The following is a 19,754-nucleotide window of genomic DNA, read 5'->3' as shown; positions in this document are numbered from 1 at the left end:
AGTATTGAGAATTTTTTGTCTACCTCTATGTCATCACGGCTTGATGAAATCGGCTGTGCTTCCCTAACCCTGAGGCAAGACGACACATTGACCAGAAGATGGGAGTGTCTGCTACCGGCGTTTACAAGCGCTCGCGCCGGGGCTGTCATATCGATCGGGGAAGGGGTAGTGCAAATAATTCTTTCTAGAGCATTTGACATAATAGCTTCATGAATACAGTAGGAGTACGTGGGTACAGTTTGGAACTTAGGACTCGGATTGTCGCATTGGTGCTGGGTGGCGCTTCGCCGGGTGAAGCAGCAAAACATTTTTCTGTTCATGTTGATACTGTCAAAAGCTATCTGAAACGGCACCACCAAAATACCCTGCATATTGTTGCCAAACCGACGGGCCGTCGCCGTACGGTGATGGCCCTCCACGAGCAACAGCTTCTTGCACAGCTTGAAACCCACCAAGATGCGACGTTGCAAGAACACGCGGACATGCTGGAAACTATCACCGGGTTGAAGATCAGTTACAAAACGGTTGACCGGGTCTTTCGCCGCTACAAGATCACCCATAAAAAAAACACTGGTCGCCAGAGAACGCCGTGAGGAACTGCGTTCGCAGTTCCTCACTGACCTTGCACCGTACCTCCAAACGCCTGACCGATTGGTCTTTCTTGATGAAAGTGGGTTCCATATCGCGATGACGCGTGGATATAGCCGTGCGCTGAGCAATGAGCGTGCCGTTGACCGCGTTCCGCGAAATCGTGGGCGAAATCAGACCTTGATCTGTGCACTGAGCTTGGCAGGGCCGCAGGCCGCCATCGTCCTTGATGGCATAGCGTTTGAATGGTATGTTCGCGAAATACTGTGTCCAACGTTAAACCCAGGGCAAGTGGTGGTGATGGACAATCTCTCGTCACATCATCGAGCGTCCATTCGGACGCTCATCCAAACGCATGGAAGTGAGGTCATGTTTACCTCACCCTACAGTCCGGATTTCAACCCGATTGAACTCATGTTTTTCAAGTTGAAGGCACTGGTTCGGGGTGGGACTTGGCGAGTCGTGACAGTCGTGACGGAGCTTTATGATGCCATCGGCGTTGCCTTAGGTGTCGTGTCAGAGACAGATATTCAACACTGGTTCAAACATACTCATCCTAAGATTCTATTATGACAAATGCTCTAGAGATTAGTTCAGTGCGGTGTTTCCTGAATCAAGTGGGTAAGTTGGTGGGGTGCTCCCCGAATCTAGATCCAAAAAAGTTGCGAATTCAGTGGCAAGCTGGAGGAACAATGAAAGGGAAACGGTATACTGGATCGTGGTGAACGGACGCGCCTAGTGCATGACCACAGGCATGTCTTCAGGTAAACTGAGGGATGGGACGACGGAAACAGTGGGTTGTGCAGCTGAGCGACGATGAGCGGCAGCAACTGACGGACATGACTCGGAAAGGCGTGCACAGTGCGCGGGCCACGACCCGCGCACGCCTCCTGCTCCTGAGCGACAGAGGCCTGCTGGATCGGGACGTGGCCGAGCGCCAAGGCGTGAGTTCTGCCACCGTCGCGTCGATCCGCAAGAAGTACACCGAGGGCGGCCTCCAGGCTGCCCTCCACGAGAAAGCACGGCCCAAACAGCCGCCCAAACTGAACGCGCAGCGGACGGCGATCTTGATCGCCGAAGTGTGCTCGAGTCCCGACGGCCGGGAGAAATGGACGATGCAACTGCTGGCCGATCGTCTGGTGACCCTGGGTGTGGTGGACAGCATCAGTGACGAGACCGTACGGAGAACACTGAAAAAAACGCACTCAAACCGTGGCAGGTTCAAAGTTGGTGTGTCGCCCAGGTAGGTGCGGACTTCGTGTGGCGCATGGAAACCGTGCTGGACACCTATGCCCAGCCCTACGATGCCTCACGGCCTGTCATCTGCTTCGATGAAAAGTCGTATCAGCTGTTGGATCATGTCCGAGAGCCACTGCCACCCGTGCCGGGATCCCCAGCACGGGTGGATCATGAATACAAGCGGTATGGCACCGTCAATTTCTTTGTCGCTCTGGAACCACACACCGGTCAACGCACAGTCACGGTGACCGACCGACGGAGCAATGCGGACTTTGCTGAGCAGCTCCAGTGCCTGGAGCTGCGCTATGCGGTTGCCGAGAAGATCGTTCTGGTGCTGGATCAGCTGTCCACGCACAGTCCAGCAGCGCTATATCAACATCTTCCGGCAGAGGAAGCTCGGCGGCTGAGCCGACGCTTCGAGTGGATCTACACACCAAAACATGCGTCCTGGCTCAACATGCGGGCAGGCCCCATATGGGTGCCGTTCTGCCCAAGACGGCGGAATTGGAGTGGTCAGCCTTGCAACGCCAGTGTCTGGGTCAGCGCTTGGCGAGTAAAGAGGCCGTCGAGCGTGAAATCCACGCCTGGGAAACAGACCGCAACGCGCGGTCTGTGCGCGTGAACTGGCAGTTCTCGACACCCACAGCTCGGGAGAAACTCAAGCGCCACTATCCGACTCGCAAATAGCTATAGACATGCCTGTGGTCATACACTAGAGCATTTGACATAATAGCTTCATGAATACAGTAGGAATACGTGGGTACAGTTTGGAACTTAGGACTCGGATTGTCGCATTGGTGCTGGGTGGCGCTTCGCCGGGTGAAGCAGCAAAACATTTTTCTGTTCATGTTGATACTGTCAAAAGCTATCTGAAACGGCACCACCAAAATACCCTGCACATTGTTGCCAAACCGACGGGCCGTCGCCGTACGGTGATGGCCCTCCACGAGCAACAGCTTCTTGCACAGCTTGAAACCCACCAAGATGCGACGTTGCAAGAACACGCGGACATGCTGGAAACTATCACCGGGTTGAAGATCAGTTACAAAACGGTTGACCGGGTCTTTCGCCGCCACAAGATCACCCAAAAAAAAACACTGGTCGCCAGAGAACGCCGTGAGGAACTGCGTTCGCAGTTCCTCACTGACCTTGCACCGTACCTCCAAACGCCTGACCGATTGGTCTTTCTTGATGAAAGTGGGTTCCATATCGCGATGACGCGTGGATATAGCCGTGCGCCGAGCAATGAGCGTGCCGTTGACCGCGTTCCGCGAAATCGTGGGCGAAATCAGACCTTGATCTGTGCACTGAGCTTGGCAGGGCCGCAGGCCGCCATCGTCCTTGATGGCATAGCGTTTGAATGGTATGTTCGCGAAATACTGTGTCCAACGTTAAAGCCAGGGCAAGTGGTGGTGATGGACAATCTCTCGTCACATCATCGAGCGTCCATTCGGACGCTCATCCAAACGCATGGAAGTGAGGTCATGTTTACCTCACCCTACAGTCCGGATTTCAACCCGATTGAACTCATGTTTTTCAAGTTGAAGGCACTGGTTCGGGGTGGGACTTGGCGAGTCGTGACAGTCGTGACGGAGCTTTATGATGCCATCGGCGTTGCCTTAGGTGTCGTGTCAGAGACAGATATTCAACACTGGTTCAAACATACTCATCCTAAGATTCTATTATGACAAATGCTCTAGGGCGTGCCGCTCGGCAGCCAGCAACCCCAGATACCGACTTGGCAGGCTCAGCGCTTCTTGTTTCGGGAGGTGGCCCAGCAGCGGAATGCCCACCTGTTTGAGCGCCACGCGGCATAAATCGGTGTGGCGAGGGCTGCCGACCCGGTTAAGAATGACCCCGGCAATTTCGCTGCCCGACCCAAAATCACGCAGCCCCGCCGCAATGGCCGCCACCGTGTTGATGGCGCTTGGCGTGGGGCGTTCCTGAGAGGCATTCGGGCTCACAGAACAAACGTCTGCATACCGCTGCGCGACAGCGCCGGATTCTCACCGGACTTCCCCTGACTCAGGTATAGGCAGCTTAGCAGACGGTGAAGATCAGATTGGAGGTGTTGAAAAATTCGTATTCAGCAGCGTCATCTTGAAAAGCCAATGTTCAGTCAGGCGGCTAGCCTGCACCGCTGTTCATTCTCAAACCTTGGCTGTTTACTGATCATGTCCGAAATCTGGGTCAGATCCGTGTTGTCAAATCGTTTGAAGTTCGTACCAGAAGCGTATAACCCTATCCTATCAAATACCCCAGGGGGTATGCTTGCTCCATGACTGCGAGTGTTCCTATCAGTGACCGTCAAGCCGAAAAGATAAAAATTCTCAACCGCCTGCGCCGCCTGGAGGGTCAGATTCGAGGACTCCAGAAGATGATCGAGGAGGAGAAAAACTGCGTGGACGTGATGACCCTCTACGCCAGCGCCAAGAGCGCTTTTCAATCGAGCGGCGACGTGATCTTGGAAACCTATGTGGAGATGTGCCGGGCGAGGGGAGAGGAACCTGCCGATCTGGTGAAGCTGCTCAAGCTGGCACGCTGAGGGAGAGCGGGATTCAGCTCAGTCATCAGCGTGAAATCAGCCCGCCACCTTCTCAGGAGCTTAGAGTGTGAAGCCTGTTGCGTCACGGAGAGCAACGCCGTAGACGTGCAAAATGAACATGCTGATACTGTGAAGTTTCGCGGTCTCCTCATGTACCGCCGCTCCGCAAGCTGGAGTGAACGCTTCTCAGCCTCCACAAACTGACTATGAACAAGGAGTACCTATGCCTAAACCCACTTGGAAGACCCTGAGCCCAGCTCAGAAAGCCGCTCTCATCACTGCTGGAACCGTGCAGACTGGTTTGTTCGTCGCTGCCTGGGCTGACTTGAGCCTGCGTTCAGAGGAGCGGATGAACGGCAGTAAAACAGTTTGGCGGGCCGCGCTGTTTCTCAATTTCGTCGGGCCAGCGGCTTACCTCGCCTTAGGCCGCAAAAAAAGCGATTGGACGGAAGCTGACATCCCCGATCAAACGGGCAAAGTCGCCATCGTCACCGGAGCCAACAGCGGGTTGGGCTTCGAGACGGCCCGCGCTCTGGCGCAGCGCGGCGCGGCGGTGATCATGGCCTGTCGCAACCCCGCCAAAGCCGACACCGCCGCCAAGAAAATTCAGTCGCTCAACCCCGCTGGAAGCGTCAGCGTGATGGCGCTTGACTTGGGCAACCTGGATTCGGTTCGTTCGTTCGCAGAGGCGTTCAAGGCGAAGTATGACCGCCTCGATTTGCTGATTAACAACGCTGGAATCATGGTGCCGCCGCAGGGCGAAACGGAGCAGGGCTTTGAAACCCAGTTCGGCGTCAACCATCTGGCTCACTTCGCCCTGAGTGCTCAATTAATTGACCTCCTCAATGCCACCCCCGGCGCACGGGTAATCAGCGTCAGCAGCACCGCCCACCGCTTTGGGCAGATGGATTTTGATGACCTCAATTGGAAAACGCGCCCGTACAACGCTTGGCAAGCTTACGGGCAGAGCAAGCTCGCCAACCTGCTGTTTATCTACGAGCTTCAGCGCAAACTGGACGCGGCACGAAAAGGCACGCTGGCCCTCGCCGCGCATCCGGGGTACGCGGCCACCGGATTACAAGGTGAGGGCGGCGGGATGCAGCTAGCCAACCGCTTGTTTGCCCAGACCCAGCAAATGGGAGCGCTGCCGACGCTCTACGCCGCCACCGCGCCGGACGTGCGGGGTGGGCAGTATTTCGGGCCGTCGGGTTTGGCCGAGCTTGGCGGCAACCCGCAACGGGCAATGTCGAGTGAGCGCTCACACAACATCAGCGACGCTTGGAAACTGTGGAAAATCTCCGAGGAGTTGACGGAAACGGCGTTTTCCGTGTGAGTCTGCACCTGAACCTCTAAAGTTGTACGGGACTATAGTTACCGCGCGGGCCTGGCCTATTTCATCCGGGTGTGCCTGTACCCTCGCTATTTCACCAAGTGGATAAAATCCAGCCTCACAGGAAGGCCGTGAAGGGGCCTCCAAATTGTTTTGAGGGTTAGAGTACCCATCTGTTTTACCACTCTTCAACCTCCTGCGACACGTCATTGTCCTGCACCGCCACGTACCGGCGCGTGGTATCCACCGAGGCATGGCCCAGAAACAGGCCCACCCGCGTAAAATCTTTGGTCGCTTGATACAGCCGGGTGCCGGAGTGTTTGCGTGCAGCGTGAAAGCCCCGCCACTCACAGCCGCAGGCGGTGAACACCTTGCGGGCGCGGTAGGTCGCCTGTCCGTAATTCCAGTCGAAGTAACGCCCTGCCGCGTCAAGCGTGGGGAGCAGCGTGAGGGCCTGACGGGTTCTCGCGCCGAGCGGCACCCGCCGCACCTTGCCGCCCTTGCCGTGGACAGTCAGCGTCTTGCCTTGTAGGTCATTCGCCTTGACGCTCAGCGCTTCACTGACGCGCAGACCCGCGTGAGCGCACAGGAAAAGCAGAGCGGCCAGCGGCGCATCACAGTGCGGGAGGACGAGATCGACCTCGCTCAGGTACGGCGGGTTTTTGACGATGCCCGGGGTGGGATCGCTCGGAACGTAGACGTCGCCGAACGGCTGGGCTTCGGTGGCCTGCGTCCAGTTGAGGGCGCGGTAGAGGGCGCGGACGCCTGCGGTGTACTGAGCGATGGTGGACGCGGCGAGCACGCCGGATTTGCCTTTGCCCTCAGTGGGGCGCTGCTGAAGATGACTGAGGTAACGTCCGCCGTCGCGCCGACCCGGACGCAGCAGGGAGACGCCGCTGCTCTGCGCCCAGGGAACGAAGTCTTGCACCGCGAGGGTGTAAGCTCCCAGAGTTTTTTGGCTGGTTCTTGCCCCTTTACGGCTGGCGGTGGTCATGTAAGCGTGCAGCACCAAAACGAGGGTGGGTGTGTTGTAGGCAGCAGCCGCTTGAACGGCCCGCACTCTCAAAACCTGGTCGGTGAGGTTGGCGTAGCTGAGAGCAGTGCTGAGCGGGACGAGATCTGTAGACATATAGACATTTTAATACTAATTCACATTAGTGTGAATCCGAATCCACACCATCCTATCCACTTCCGTCCGCTTGCCTCTCCCGATTGCGGAGACTTTGCCTACTTGTAGGGCCGAGCGTCAGGAGCCGAGGGCTTGGCTCTTGGCCGACTTGCCGATTTCATGCCCGAGATCAAACAATGACGATTCGGTAGGCCGTCAGACAAGTCGACGATGGCAGAGGCAGAGTCGATTAAAGAGTGCCAGTTCGGTGACGTTTCTGTGGCCGCCGAGCAGATGTATGGTACGGCCTGAGTCTCGACCAATGGCGCAAAGATCCCACGCGGGAATCCTGACGCATGGTTTTCGGAGGGAGCGCAGCTCTATCTGGTGGTGAGGAGCCGTGCAAAAGCTGAGACACGGTTTCAAAATTTTGGCTTATCAGAAAGTCAGATCGTATGTGTTCCCGTGAGCTGTGAGGCTTCTGTTCGGGCCCAAGACGTAGCATGTCATATGCTTCCTCTCTTCCCGCTTGCCAGCAAGCACCCCTTCGACCGAGTGGAAGACGTTATGTTTACCCTCGATGCGAATGAACGCTTGACTTTCGTGAACGCTTTCGCTTTGAAGGCCTGGGGAAAGGAACCTCATGAACTGCTCGGACGAACTTATCAGGACGCCCTTCCGAGCAAGACCCAACCTGAAGTTATGACCGCTTTCAGGCACGTCCTGTCGACCCAGCAGCGAACCGAACTGGAAGTCTTCGGAGACCGCCACCAGAGTTGGATCGGCATCACCGTCTACCCGGACGATGGCGGCCTGATCGTGCATGTCCGGCCACTGCTCAGGAGCGCTGGAAACCCTGTGCCCACCGACTTCGACGCGCTGACTGGCTGCCTCACGCGCAGCGCTTTCGTGGAGGCGCAGCGCAGCTTGACCTTTCCACACGTTCTGGCCATCGTCGATCTGAATTTGCTGAAGAGCGTCAATACTCTGCGCGGACACAGCGGCGGAGACGCGCACATCCGCACCGTCGCACACGCCCTCAGGGAAGCGTTGCCTGCGGGGGCCTTGATTTGCCGGTGGGGCGGAGACGAGTTCGTGATCCTCACTCCCGGCCCTGACCAAAGTGCATTTCAAGATTTGCTCGATGAAACCAACAGGGGCTTGCCGGGCCCAATGCCGGGCACTCTGGCATTCACTGCCGGGATGACCGTTTGGGAAGCCGAAACAGTTTATGAGCGTGCCTTTGCCATCGCTGACGAACAGCTCCAAGTCCAGAAAGAGCACCTTAGGGAAACCACCCCAAGCGAGTACGAGGCGAGTTCTTTCGTCACCTTCTCTCAGGAGCTTGAGGCCCTGTGTGACCCTGGCGACCTGATCGAGCACGCTCTGAACCGATTGCTGAAGCTGCTCAATGTCGATCAGGCCGCCTACGCCATTATCGACGGCAATGAAACCTTTTTCTCTCACCGCACCTTCCGCGAGAGCGTCCCGGTTCCGCAACCGGCCCTACATGTCCGGGTGCCCCTCACTGATGCCGGCCTCGTCAATACAGTGCGCCGCACGCGGACGACGGCGTGGGGCACCGACTACCCCAGCATTCCGGACAATATAGCGAGCGTGGTCGCGCAGGGCGTCAAGAGCAGTATCGTTACACCCGTCTTCCGGCGGGGACAGGTGGTTGCCGCCATCGTGCTGCGTACCGTGAACCGTTGGCAGACCATCACGCCGCAGATGCGCAAGATCGTGGAACTCACCGCGCTGCGTCTGGAGCACGCCCTCGAACTGCGCCGCGCGGTTGGTGAAGTCCGCTCGACCCTGGAAGCGGGCATGTTGACGCTCGGCATCGTCCTCGAAGCCAGAGATTTCGAAACGATTGGCCACACCCGCCGCGCCGCTGGCATGGCGGCACAGCTCGGCGAGCAGCTCGGCCTGAGTACCACTGACCTCCACCACCTGCGGCAAGGGGCCTACCTTCACGACCTCGGAAAACTCTGCGTTCCGGATCAGATCCTGAGGAAACCTGGCCGCCTCACCCCGGAGGAATGGGCCGTCATGCAGAGCCACGTCGTTCAGGGATACGATCTGGCCACCCGTATCGCCGGACTCTCCACACCAACGCTGGATGTCATCCGCTCGCACCATGAGCGCTGGGACGGCAGCGGCTACCCGGACGGCCTCGCCGGAGCAGCTATTCCCCTGAGTGCGCGGATCTTCGCGGTCTGCGACGTGTACGACGCTTTGATCAGCGAACGGCCATACAAGAAGGCTTGGAGCCACGAGGACGCCGTTTTGGAGATCGAACGGCAGTCGGGTCACCACTTTGATCCTGAAGTTGTCCGCGCCTTCCTGAGCTTGATGGAGAGAGGGAAATGAAGAGAGCCTGAGCTGCCAGCAGTGTGAAGCTTGAACCGTGGTGATTTGAAACATGGCTGAGTGGCTTTCGAGGCCGACTGAACCTGGTGTAGCGGTATCGCCTCTAGGCCCAGATCAGTGGCAAACGCACCTGCACCCGGCCGACTTCCCGCCCCGCCCAGTTGAACTGCGTGCTGGGAGCCAGGGCGCTCAGCTCCTGCGTCAACGGTAGTCCTAGCGCCTCAAGCAGCGCCAGGGCGATGTGGGCTCTGGCCCGTTCGCCGCCGTCGATCACCTTGAAGGCGACGCCCAGCGGCCCATGCGGCGTCTGACGCAGTGCCAGTCCGTAGAACGCTTCGGCCCCCATCTTGGCGGCCAGACCCGGCACCAGCGGCATCAGGGTGGTGTCCAGCCGCTCAGGGCCAGCGATCAAAAAGGGATGTGCCCGCATCGCCTGAAAAATGCGTTCCAGTCCCGCCGCAGACTCGCCGCTGGGAGCCGCCAATCCGGCGAAAATACGGGCCGCCCCGCTCAGCGGCAGCGCGAAGGCCGGTACGCTGCACCCGTCGGTACCGACCCGCACTTCGTCTAGCGCGAGGCCGGCCAGTTCGGCGTGCAGTTCCCGGATGCGGCGCTGCAAGGGATGATCCGGCTCGGTGTAGCCTTCACGCGGCCAGTCCATCAGTGTGCAGGCCAGCAGCATCCCGGCGTGTTTACCGGAGCAGTTGTGGTGCAGCGGTGTGGGCTTCTCGCCGCGCCGGATCAGATCGGCGGCGGTTTCCGGATCAAACGGCGGGTGCGTGCCGCAGCGCAAGTCGGCCACGCTACTCCCCGAGCGGGCCAGCAGACGCTCCACCACCGCCAGATGCTGGGGCGTTCCGGCGTGGCTGGCGCAGGCGATGGCCAGTTCGTCCAGCGGCAACTCGGGTGCTGCCAGAGCGAGGGGCAGAGCCTGCACCGGCTTGCTGCTGCTGCGGGGAAACGTGACCAGTTCAGGGTTTCCGCAGTGGGCCAGCAGGCGGCCCCGAGCGTCCATCACGGCAAGGTGCACGTCGTGCTGGCTTTCGGGTTGCTGGCCCCGCGTGTAGATGACTTGGCCGACAGCGTCAATGGTCATGGCTGTTAGTCTACCGCTCAGCTCCCGACCTCAGACCGGACTTCCCTTCACCCCGGCGGGCTTATACGGCGTATTTGTCCTAAGCTCCTGCTTTGGCTCCCTCAGCCAGATGGAGCCAAGTCGCCAGCACCGAATCTGGATTCAGGCTCACCGAGTCGATGCCCTGCTCCATCAGCCACGCGGCCAGCGCCGGGTGATCGCTTGGCCCCTGACCGCAGATGCCGATGTACTTGCCGTGTTTTTTGGCGGCAGCGATCGCCTGCGCCATCAGCGCCAGCACCGCTGGGTCTTGCTCGTCGAACAGGTCGGCCACCAGTCCCGAATCGCGGTCAAGTGCCAGCGTCAACTGGGTCAGGTCGTTGCTGCCAATCGAAAAGCCGTCGAACAGTTCGAGAAACTGCTCGGCCAGAATGGCGTTGCTGGGAATCTCGCACATCATGATGATCTTGAGCTCGTTCTCACCGCGCTTGAGGCCGTTTTTCTCCAGAATCTCCAGTACCGTTTTGGCCTCGCCTACTGTACGGACAAAGGGAATCATGATCTGCACATTGGTCAGGCCCATGTCGTCGCGCACGGCTTTCATCGCCTCACATTCCAACGCGAAGGCGGCTGCGAAGTCGGGACTGCGGTAGCGGCTGGCCCCCCGGAAACCGATCATCGGGTTTTCTTCGTGCGGCTCGTAGGCCGCGCCGCCGATAAGGTGGGCGTACTCGTTGCTCTTGAAGTCGCTCAGGCGCACGATCACCGGCTTGGGCGCGAAGGCGGCGGCGATGTTGGCCACCCCTTCCATCAATTTGTCGCGGAAGAAGTCGCGGGGCGAGGCGTAGCCCCGGATGCGCTCCTCGATCTGGGTCTTCACGTCTTCCGGCACATCCGGGTAATCCAGCAGGGCGCGTGGGTGGACGCCAATCACGTTCGAGCAGATGAATTCCACGCGGGCCAGCCCCACGCCTTCATTGGGCAGCGCAGCAAACGAGAAGGCCCGGTCTGGCGAGGCCACGTTCATCATGATCTTCATCGGCACGTCGGGCATGGCGTCCAGCTCGATGCGGTGAATCTTGAAGTTGCGTTTGCCCTCGTACACGTAGCCGGTGTCGCCCTCGGCACATGACACGGTAACTTCCTGTCCACTTTTGAGCATACGGGTGGCGTCGCCGCTGCCCACCACGGCGGGAATACCCAGTTCGCGGGCAATGATCGCGGCGTGGCAGGTGCGCCCGCCCCGGTTGGTCACGATGGCGCTGGCACGCTTCATCACGGGTTCCCAGTCGGGATCGGTCATGTCGGCCACCAGCACGTCGCCGTCCTGCACGCTCGCCATCTGCGAGATGTCACTGACCACTCGCACCACGCCGCTGCCCACACGGTTGCCCACGGCGCGGCCCTCCACCAGCACCGTGCCGCCGCCCTCTATCTCGAAACGTTCCAGCGTGCGCCCGCTGCGGCTCTGCACTGTTTCTGGGCGGGCTTGCAGAATGTAAATTTGTCCGTCGCGCCCGTCCTTGCCCCATTCGATGTCCATCGGGCGCTGGTAGTGGTCTTCGATGGTGACACACTGCCGCGCCAGTTCGGTCAGGTCAGCGTCGGAGAGACAGAACCGCTGCGCCTCTTCTATAGACACGTCCACGCTGTCCACGCCGCCGCCGTCGGCGTAGATCATCTTGCGGGCCTTGCTGCCCAGAGTGCGGCGCAACACCGCTTTCTTGCCCGCCTTCAGCGCGGGTTTGTAGACGAAGAACTCGTCGGGGTTGATCGCGCCCTGCACCACCAGTTCGCCCAGACCGTAGGCGGCAGTGACCAGCACTGCGTCGCGGTAGCCGCTCTCGGTGTCGAGGGTAAAGGCCACACCCGACACGCCCAGATCGGTGCGAACCATCCGCTGAATCCCGGCGGACAGCGCCACTTCCGCATGCGCGAAATTCTGGTGGACGCGGTAACTGATGGCTCGGTCATTGTAAAGAGAAGCAAAGACGAGGCGGGCATGGTGCAGCACGCTGTCGATGCCGCGCACGTTCAGGAAGGTTTCCTGCTGCCCGGCGAAACTGGCTTCGGGCAAATCTTCGGCGGTGGCGCTGGAACGCACGGCCACGTCGGGATCGGTGACGCCAGATTCGCGGGCCATCTCCTCATAACCAGCGTGGACTGCGTCTTCCAGCTCTTTGGGCAACGCCGCCGCTTCCACCCAGGCGCGGATTTCCTTGCCCGCAGCGCCGAGAGCCACCACGTCATTCACGTCCAGCGCCGAGAGGCGGGCGTTGATCTTTTCCTCGATTCTATTTTCAGTCAGGAACAACCGGAAGGCGTCGGCGGTGGTGGCAAAGCCTCCGGGCACCCGCACCCCGGCCGCTGCCAGCCCATGAATCATCTCGCCGATGGAGGCGTTCTTGCCGCCCACCGTGTCCACGTCGGTCATCCTTAGTGTTTGGAACGCTCTGGTCATCTGCATGGGTTTTCTCCGTTGGTATGGGCAATAACGTGCGGGAAGCAGCCGGATTAGTGTTGGATACCCCTACAGCTTAGCGGGTTTGGGCGTTCGGGACGCGGGCTGTTCCGCTCGGGGAGACACCCGGCCCCAAACCTGTCACCCTGAAGGCATGCCCACCACCACTCCGCCTGCCCGCCCGGTGCTGATCGTCAGTGACCACACCGGCCTGACCGCCGACAATATCGCCCGCGCTCTATTGGCGCATTTTCCGGGTCAGCCGCTGCGCTATATTGCCCGGCCATTCACCGCAGATGTGGCGGCGGCGCGGGCGGTGGCGCAGGAGGTTACGGCGCTGAGCGCGGCGGGAGAGCGCCCGATTCTCTTTACCACCATCACCCAGCCGGAGGTGCTGGCCGAGTTGCAGGCTTCTCCGGCTCACCTGTTCGATTTGCTGACCCCCGGCATCAACGAGTTGGAGGTGGAGCTGGGGCAAACGGCGGCACGTACCGTGGGCGGCTACCACGACATGCACGACACCAGCGCGTATCTGGGGCGCATGGAAGCGCTGGACTTCGCTCTGGCCACCGACGACGGCGTGGGCGACAAGCAGTACGGGTTGGCAGACGTGATTCTGGTGGGGGTCAGCCGGGTGGGCAAGACCCCCACCAGCCTATTTTTAGCCCTGCAACACGGTATCCGCGCCAGCAATTACCCGCTGGCCGAGGACGACTTTGAGCGTGAGAGCTTGCCGCTGCCGCTGGAAAAGCACCGTGGCAAGCTGTACGGTCTGACCATTGATCCGCGCCGCCTGCACGCCATCCGCACCCAGCGCAAGGCGGCCAGCCGCTACGCCAGCCTTGAGCAGTGTGAGTTCGAGGTTCGCCGCGCCGAGCGCTTATTTCAGCGTGTGGGTTTGCCGGTGCGCGATACTACCAGCACCAGCGTGGAAGAAATCGCGGCGGGCGTCCTGAGTGCGCTGCGCCGCTCATAAAATAGTTGTCAAAATACAGAGAAGTGCTGGAAGAACGGAGCGTTGAACTCGGCGAAGTGCCCCATCAAGATCAGGTCAAGGCTCAGCAGGGCGCGGAGCAGGAAACGGTGCGGGTACAGGATTTCGGGAGGGAATGGATGCAGCAAGTGGATGCAGCGGGGGATTCAAAATGAACACAGAAAAAACGATTCGCCTCACCGTCGCCCAAGCGCTGATTCGGGTGCTGGCGGCGCAGTACAGCGAGCAAGACGGGGTGCGTCAGCGGCTGATCCCCGGCGTTTGGGGCATCTTCGGTCACGGTAATGTGGCAGGGCTGGGACAGGCGCTGGAGGAATATGGCGACGCCCTGAACTTACCCACTTACCGCCCGCAAAACGAGCAGGGCATGGTGCATATTGCCTCGGCGTTTGCCCGCCACAACAATCGGCTGGCGACCTACGCCTGCACCGCTAGCGTGGGGCCGGGCAGCACCAACATGCTGACCGGCGCGGCGCTGGCCACCGTCAACCGCTTGCCGGTGCTGCTGCTGCCCAGCGACCACTTCGCCAACCGCATTCCCGATCCGGTGTTACAGGGGTTGGAGCATCCCACCGAGCACGACCTGAGCGTCAATGACTGCTTCCGGCCCGTCAGCAAGTTTTACAGCCGCATCTCGCGCCCCGAGCAGCTTCTGTCGGCGCTGCCCGAAGCCCTGCGCGTGCTGACTGACCCCGCCGAGACGGGCGCGGTGGTGCTGAGCTTGCCGGAGGACGTGCAGACCGAGGCGTATGACTGGCCCGCTACCTTTTTTGCGGAACGAACCTGGCGCATCCGTAGACCGCCACCGGAATCAGAATTGATAGAGCAGGCCGCATCTCTGATTCGCTCGGCCAAGCGCCCGCTGATCGTGGGCGGCGGCGGCGTGATCTACAGCGGGGCGCAGGACGTACTCGCCGCACTGGCGGAGGCCACCGGCATTCCTTTTTGTGAGTCGCAAGCTGGAAAGGGCGCGGTGCGCTGGGATCACCTGCAGAACGCCGGGCCAGTCGGCAGCATCGGGGGGCTGGCCGCTAATCTGTTGGCCCGCGACGCCGATTTGATTTTGGCGGTGGGCACCCGGCTGGGCGATTTCGTGACCGCCAGCAAAACCGCCTTCCAGAACCCCGACGTAAAGGTGATCGGGCTGAACGTGGTGGCGATGGACGCCGCCAAACTCGGAGCGCTGAGCGTGGTGGTCGATGCCCGCACGGGGCTGGAAGCGCTGCTGGGGGCGCTGGTCAACTACAAAGTGGACGCCGAATATGCCCGCGAAGTCACCGACCTCAAGACCCGCTGGGATGCCGCTGTGGACGAGCAACGCAAAGACAGCGGCAGCACTCCACCCTCACAGGGGAGTGTGATCGGGCGCGTCAACGACGTGGTGGGCGGCCACGCCACCGTGATTTGCGCGGCGGGCAGCTTGCCAGGCGACCTCGTGCGGCTGTGGCGGGCCGAAGACCCCAAGAGCTACCACGTGGAGTACGGGTTTTCCTGTATGGGCTACGAGATTCCGGCGGGGCTGGGCGTCAAATTGGCCGAACCCTCGCGGCGGGTGGTGGTGATGGTCGGCGACGGCAGTTACCTGATGATGAACAGCGAACTGACGACGGCGGTGGCCGAGAACCTCAACCTGACGGTGGTGCTGATCGACAACCGCGCTTTCATGAGTATTCGCGGCCTCCAGATGGAATCCGGCAGCCCCAGCTTTAATAACGAACTGCGCCACCGTAATCCCACAACCGGGCGAACCGATGGCGCAATCGTCAAGCTGGACTTCGTGCAACATGCCCGTGGACTGGGAGCGCAGGCCAGCCAAGCCGAGACGCTGGACGCCCTTGAGGAGGCGCTCAATACCGCCGAGCGAGAAGGCGGCGTGCAGGTGATCGTGGTGCCGGTCAATCTGCGTGAACGGGTGCCGGGGTTTGAAAGCTGGTGGGACGTGCCGATTGCCGAGGTGTCGGGGCAGGCCGCTGTGAACGCCACCCACGCCTCTTACCGCCAGAATGTAGCAAAGCAGGTGCGAATATTTACACCTACACAGATAGAGGAAAAGGCATGACCGAACAAAAGATTCGCTTTGGTAACGCGCCCTGCTCCTGGGGCACTATCGAGGGCTTCGGGGAGGGCGTTCCCGCCGTGCAGATGCTGGACGAGTTGGTGCAGGCCGGGTACAGCGGTACCGAACTCGGCGACTACGGCTACCTGCCCACCGACCTCGCTGAGTTGCGAACGGCTTTGACTTCGCGCCACCTGACCATGCTGGGCGCTTACGAGGGTGTGTATCTGCGCGACCCCGCTGCCCACGCCGAGGGAGAAGCGCGGGTGCTGCGGGTGGCAGGTCAACTGGCGGCGGTGGCCGATCTGGGCGACCCCAACTGGAAGCCGCTGGTGGTGTTGGCCGACGAACACAGCCGTGACGCAGCCCGCTCCGAGAACGCCGGACGCATTACCCCCGACCTTGCGCTGGATGAAGAGGGCTGGACACATTTCGCGCAGGGAGCCGAGCGAATTGCCAAAGCAGTGCTGGAGCAGACTGGGCTGCGAACGGTGTTTCACCACCACTGCGGCGGCTACGTGGAAACGCCCGCTGAAATCGCTGAGTTTCTGGCCCGCACCGACCCTGACTTGATCGGCTTGGTCTTTGACACTGGGCACGCGCTGTACGGCAGCGGCGGCAGCGATCCGGCCACGGTGTTGGAACTGCTGAACAACCACCGTGAGCGCATCTGGTACGTGCATTTCAAGGACATGAGCGCCGAGGTGGCAGCGAGGGCGCGGCAAACCGGCACGGCCTACAAGGACGCGGTGGGCGCGGGTGTCTTCTGCAAACTTGGTCAGGGTGTGGTGCCGTTTGGGCCAGTTCTAAACGCTCTGCACACCAGCAGTTATCAGGGCTGGGTCACGGTGGAGCAAGACGTCTTGCCGGGTATGGGCGAACCGCTGATGAGCGCAACGGCCAACCGCGAGTACCTGCGGAGCTTGGAAGCCCCTTCGGTGTCCGAGTGACCGACCAAGCCGTAGAACTGTTCACCATAGGCCGCTGCTCCATCGATTTGTACTCCAACAATGTCGGCGCAGCCTTTCCCGACATTCAGCAGTTTAACGCTTATCTGGGTGGCAGTCCGCTCAATATCGCGGTGGGGGCCAGCCGCCTCGGTGTCAGGGCGGCCCTGCTGACGGCGGTGGGCGAAGATCAGGTGGGTGATTTCGTGCTGGCAGGTCTTGAACGTGAGAAGGTGGACACTCGCTTCATTCCCCGCAAGCACGGCACCCGCACCCCCGCCGTGCTGCTGGCGATCTTGCCGCCCGACAAATTCCCAATCACCTTTTACCGTGACAATCCGGCAGATACCCAGCTCAGCATCGCGGACGTGGTGGCGGCTCCGATTGAACAGGCCCGAGCTCTGGTCATCAACGGTTCGGCGCTGGCGCGGGAGCCCAGCCGCTCAGCCACCCTGAGCGCCGCGCGGCGGGCCAAATCGGCGGGTGTCACCGTTTACCTCGACCTCGACTTCCGCGCCGATCAGTGGCCCGATCCACTGGCATTTGGTCTAAATATTCGGGCTGTTCTGCGCGACGTGGACGTGGTGCTGGGCACCGAGGAGGAGATTAACGCCGCCATGCTGACGAGTGCGGCGCAGGTGGTCGTCAAACACAGCCAGTTCACCGCGCCGGAAATCGCGGGCGACCTGGAGGCCAACACCACCGCGCTCCTCTCGGAAGTGGGCGTGGTCATCCGTAAAGAGGGAGCGCGGGGCTGCACCATTTTTGAACGTGGCCGCTCTCCTCTGCCCGTCGCAGGCTTTCCAGTTCAGGTCGTCAGTGTGCTGGGTGCGGGCGACGCCTTCGCGGGCGGGCTGATCGCCGGGCGGCTGCGTGGGCTGGACTGGCAGGAAGCTGCCCAACTGGGCAATGCCTGCGGCGCGGTGGTGGTGGGCGAGATCGGTTGCTCGCACTTTGCGCCGACTTGGGCTGAAGCTCAGGCCGTCATCAACCGGCAGTGAATCTAAAGACCGATATTCAGGGAGAATAAGTTATGAAACAATCCAACCCTTACACCGACGCCCCGATTCGTTTTGCCCTGCTGGGTGCGGGGCGCATGGGCCGCGAACATGGTCAGGCGCTGCTGGGCCTGCCGGGAACTCAGGTGGTGGCGGTGGCCGACCCGCTGCCGGACGCCGCGCAAGCTCTGGCTGGGCTGCTGCGGGCCGATCAGGTTTACGCCGACCCACTGGACGCCATCCACGACCCGCAGGTGCAGGCCGTCATCATCGTGACGCCGACCAGCACCCACGCGGCACTGATTGAAGCGGCGGCCAAGGCGGGCAAGGCCATCTTCTGCGAGAAGCCTGTGGCAGCAGACCTCGTGGAAACCGAGCGGGTCATGAAAGTTGTGCAGGAAACTGGCGTGCCGTTTCAGATCGGCTTCCAGCGCCGCTTCGATGTGGCCTTTGCTCAGGCCAAACAGCGCATTGAGGCGGGCGAACTCGGCACCATCGAGCAGTTTGCCGCGACCGGACGCGACCCCGCCCCGCCGCCGCTGGAGTACCTGAAAGTGTCGGGCGGGATTTTTCTGGATCAAGCCATTCACGACCTCGATATTGCCCGCTTTCTGGTGGGCGAGGTGGAAGAAGTCATCGCCATCGGGGACGCCAAAGTCGATCCGGCCATTGCTGAAATGGGCGACGCCGACACCACCACCGTGCTGCTCAAGTTTGTCGGCGGCGCTCAGGGCGTCGTTCAAAACTCGCGCCGCGCCGTCTACGGCTACGATGTTCGCACTGAAGTCTTCGGTTCCGGCGGCAAATTCGTGCTGGACGCCACTCCCAAAACGCCGCTGCTGGCGTACGGCGAAAGTGTCAAGATGGATCACTACCACTTTTTTATGGACCGCTTCAAAGACGCCTACCGCGCTGAGATCGCTGCCTTCGTCGCGTCGTTGCAGGCGGGTGAGTCGCCCAATCCCGGCACCCACGACGCGCTGGAATCCTTGCGGCTGGCGCTGGCCTGCACCCAGAGTCTCAAGGAAGGTCGCTCAGTGCGGGTGCAAGACGTTCGGGCCAACCCGTGACCATCACGGGAACCCATCTCAAGCCCGGCGTGGACGGCAACCTCAGCGTCACGCCCCAGAGCGCGGGCTGGACATATCTTTCGTTCGGTGTGATGACGCTCGACGGCGCAAGTTTTGAGGGCAACAGCGGCGAAAACGAAGTTGCCCTCGTGCCGCAATCTGGCCGCCTGAGTGTTCACTTGGGTGATGAGGAACATGACCTCTCCAGAGCAGGCGTGTTCGAAGAGCTGCCGACGGTGGTTTACCTGCCGCCGCACACCCATTACACGGTATCAGGCAGCGGCACCTTCGCTCACGGCGGCGCACCGGCAACTGGGCAGCATCCGGCGCGGGTCATCCGGCCTCAGGACATCAAGGTGGAAATGCGCGGCGGGGCCAACGCCACCCGGCAAGTCAGCCACCTGCTTGGCCCCGACCAGCTGGCCGAGCGGCTGCTGATCTACGAGGTTTATACCCCCAGCGGCAACTGGAGCGGCTGGCCCCCGCATCGGCATGACGGCTGGCACGGCAGTCTCTACATCGAGGAAACCTACCACTACCGCATCCAACCCGAACAGGGCTGGGCGATTCACCGCAATTACAGCCCTGAAGACGCCTACGACGAAGCGCTGATTGCCCGTGACGGAGACCTCATTCTCAGCCCGCGTGGCTATCATCCGGTGGCGGCGGCTCCCGGCAGCAACGTCTATTACCTCAATTTTATGGCCGGTGAAGCGCTCGGCGAGGCCAGAAGCACGCCGCCCGTGGATGAGCCGGATTGGGCTTGGATGCGCCAAGACTGGGGCGGCAAGGCGCTGACATTGCCGATTCCAGTGATGGCCAAGCCCTGACGCTCAGCCCGCTACTAATTCACAAGCAGCTGAGCCTGCTGGGGTCGTGCGTGTGCAGCATTGGGCAGATGCAGCGTTTGGTGAAGTTGCTGGAGCGCTGCATCTGCACCCTGAAGGCACGGTGACGCGCCGTTTCACGC

17 protein-coding genes, 1 pseudogene and 1 riboswitch are annotated in these 19,754 nt (G+C 60.9%); of the genes and pseudogenes, 14 read left to right on the top strand and 4 right to left on the bottom strand.

The genetic code is table 11. From position 1 onward, the window contains the following. The first annotated feature begins 209 nt into the window (after positions 1-209). The 4 genes and pseudogenes from EHF33_RS18590 (at position 210) to EHF33_RS18575 (ending at position 3,515) form a co-directional block, all read left to right on the top strand. Positions 210-1,161 (top strand): IS630 family transposase gene (locus EHF33_RS18590; RefSeq protein WP_124875018.1). Its coding sequence is split into 2 segments (ribosomal slippage): positions 210-560 and positions 562-1,161, totalling 951 coding nucleotides; the frame shifts between segments, so codons are not numbered across the junction. Positions 1,162-1,364: 203 nt separating this feature from the next. After that, positions 1,365-1,835, top strand: a complete 471-nt coding sequence (locus EHF33_RS18585) for a helix-turn-helix domain-containing protein (protein WP_124875016.1) — start codon at positions 1,365-1,367, stop codon at positions 1,833-1,835. An 8-nt stretch (positions 1,836-1,843) separates the two neighbouring features. Then, positions 1,844-2,449, top strand: a pseudogene (locus EHF33_RS18580) (IS630 family transposase); the annotation flags it as partial. A 115-nt stretch (positions 2,450-2,564) separates the two neighbouring features. After that, positions 2,565-3,515, top strand: a complete 951-nt coding sequence (locus EHF33_RS18575) for an IS630 family transposase (protein ID WP_124875014.1) — start codon at positions 2,565-2,567, stop codon at positions 3,513-3,515. Here EHF33_RS18575 and EHF33_RS18570 read toward each other — a convergent pair. After that, on the bottom strand, positions 3,510-3,791 hold the full coding sequence (locus EHF33_RS18570) for a nucleotide-binding protein (protein WP_164473614.1): 282 nt from the start codon (positions 3,789-3,791) through the stop codon (positions 3,510-3,512). The genes EHF33_RS18575 and EHF33_RS18570 overlap by 6 nt on opposite strands. Then, positions 3,756-3,872: riboswitch (cobalamin riboswitch) on the bottom strand. It overlaps the preceding gene by 36 nt. A gap of 233 nt (positions 3,873-4,105) precedes the next feature. Between EHF33_RS18570 and EHF33_RS18565 the strand changes: the two genes are divergently transcribed. After that, positions 4,106-4,372, top strand: coding sequence for a metal-sensitive transcriptional regulator (locus tag EHF33_RS18565; RefSeq protein WP_124875010.1), 267 nt, complete (start codon positions 4,106-4,108; stop codon positions 4,370-4,372). A 223-nt stretch (positions 4,373-4,595) separates the two neighbouring features. Continuing rightward, positions 4,596-5,705 carry an oxidoreductase gene (locus EHF33_RS18560; protein WP_241191453.1) on the top strand — a complete coding sequence of 370 codons (1,110 nt, stop codon included), beginning with the start codon at positions 4,596-4,598 and terminating at the stop codon, positions 5,703-5,705. Positions 5,706-5,880: 175 nt separating this feature from the next. Here EHF33_RS18560 and EHF33_RS18555 read toward each other — a convergent pair whose 3' ends face one another. After that, positions 5,881-6,831, bottom strand: a complete 951-nt coding sequence (locus tag EHF33_RS18555; protein WP_124875008.1) for a tyrosine-type recombinase/integrase — start codon at positions 6,829-6,831, stop codon at positions 5,881-5,883. A gap of 489 nt (positions 6,832-7,320) precedes the next feature. On the opposite strand from EHF33_RS18555, the gene EHF33_RS18550 reads away from it, so the two are divergent. Then, positions 7,321-9,183, top strand: a complete 1,863-nt coding sequence (locus tag EHF33_RS18550) for an HD domain-containing phosphohydrolase (RefSeq protein ID WP_124875006.1) — start codon at positions 7,321-7,323, stop codon at positions 9,181-9,183. A gap of 103 nt (positions 9,184-9,286) precedes the next feature. Here EHF33_RS18550 and EHF33_RS18545 read toward each other — a convergent pair whose 3' ends face one another. After that, on the bottom strand, positions 9,287-10,279 hold the full coding sequence (locus tag EHF33_RS18545; protein ID WP_124875004.1) for an asparaginase: 993 nt from the start codon (positions 10,277-10,279) through the stop codon (positions 9,287-9,289). A 79-nt stretch (positions 10,280-10,358) separates the two neighbouring features. Next, positions 10,359-12,725 carry a phosphoenolpyruvate synthase gene (gene ppsA / locus EHF33_RS18540; protein WP_124875002.1) on the bottom strand — a complete coding sequence of 789 codons (2,367 nt, stop codon included), beginning with the start codon at positions 12,723-12,725 and terminating at the stop codon, positions 10,359-10,361. A gap of 148 nt (positions 12,726-12,873) precedes the next feature. Here ppsA and EHF33_RS18535 point away from each other — a divergent pair, with 148 nt between their 5' ends. The 7 genes from EHF33_RS18535 to iolB are packed head-to-tail and all read left to right on the top strand — an operon-like array spanning position 12,874 to position 19,614. Next, positions 12,874-13,695, top strand: a complete 822-nt coding sequence (locus tag EHF33_RS18535) for a pyruvate, water dikinase regulatory protein (RefSeq protein WP_124875000.1) — start codon at positions 12,874-12,876, stop codon at positions 13,693-13,695. A gap of 5 nt (positions 13,696-13,700) precedes the next feature. After that, positions 13,701-13,868 (top strand): hypothetical protein, encoded by a 168-nt coding sequence (locus EHF33_RS21230; RefSeq protein WP_164473613.1) that lies wholly within the window; start codon positions 13,701-13,703, stop codon positions 13,866-13,868. Further along, positions 13,865-15,772, top strand: coding sequence for a 3D-(3,5/4)-trihydroxycyclohexane-1,2-dione acylhydrolase (decyclizing) (gene iolD, locus EHF33_RS18530; protein ID WP_124874998.1), 1,908 nt, complete (start codon positions 13,865-13,867; stop codon positions 15,770-15,772). The genes EHF33_RS21230 and iolD overlap by 4 nt, the downstream gene beginning before the upstream one ends. After that, on the top strand, positions 15,769-16,719 hold the full coding sequence (locus EHF33_RS18525) for a TIM barrel protein (protein ID WP_124874996.1): 951 nt from the start codon (positions 15,769-15,771) through the stop codon (positions 16,717-16,719). The genes iolD and EHF33_RS18525 overlap by 4 nt, the downstream gene beginning before the upstream one ends. Beyond that, positions 16,716-17,717, top strand: coding sequence for a 5-dehydro-2-deoxygluconokinase (iolC, locus tag EHF33_RS18520; RefSeq protein ID WP_241191452.1), 1,002 nt, complete (start codon positions 16,716-16,718; stop codon positions 17,715-17,717). Before EHF33_RS18525 ends, iolC begins: the two co-directional genes overlap by 4 nt. 32 nt (positions 17,718-17,749) lie before the next feature. Then, positions 17,750-18,784 carry an inositol 2-dehydrogenase gene (iolG, locus tag EHF33_RS18515; protein ID WP_124874994.1) on the top strand — a complete coding sequence of 345 codons (1,035 nt, stop codon included), beginning with the start codon at positions 17,750-17,752 and terminating at the stop codon, positions 18,782-18,784. After that, on the top strand, positions 18,781-19,614 hold the full coding sequence (gene iolB, locus EHF33_RS18510) for a 5-deoxy-glucuronate isomerase (RefSeq protein ID WP_241191451.1): 834 nt from the start codon (positions 18,781-18,783) through the stop codon (positions 19,612-19,614). Before iolG ends, iolB begins: the two co-directional genes overlap by 4 nt. Positions 19,615-19,754: the final 140 nt, after the last annotated feature.

Source organism: Deinococcus psychrotolerans, assembly GCF_003860465.1.
Classification (GTDB): domain Bacteria; phylum Deinococcota; class Deinococci; order Deinococcales; family Deinococcaceae; genus Deinococcus; species Deinococcus psychrotolerans.
This window is presented reverse-complemented; position numbering and strand designations above follow the sequence as displayed.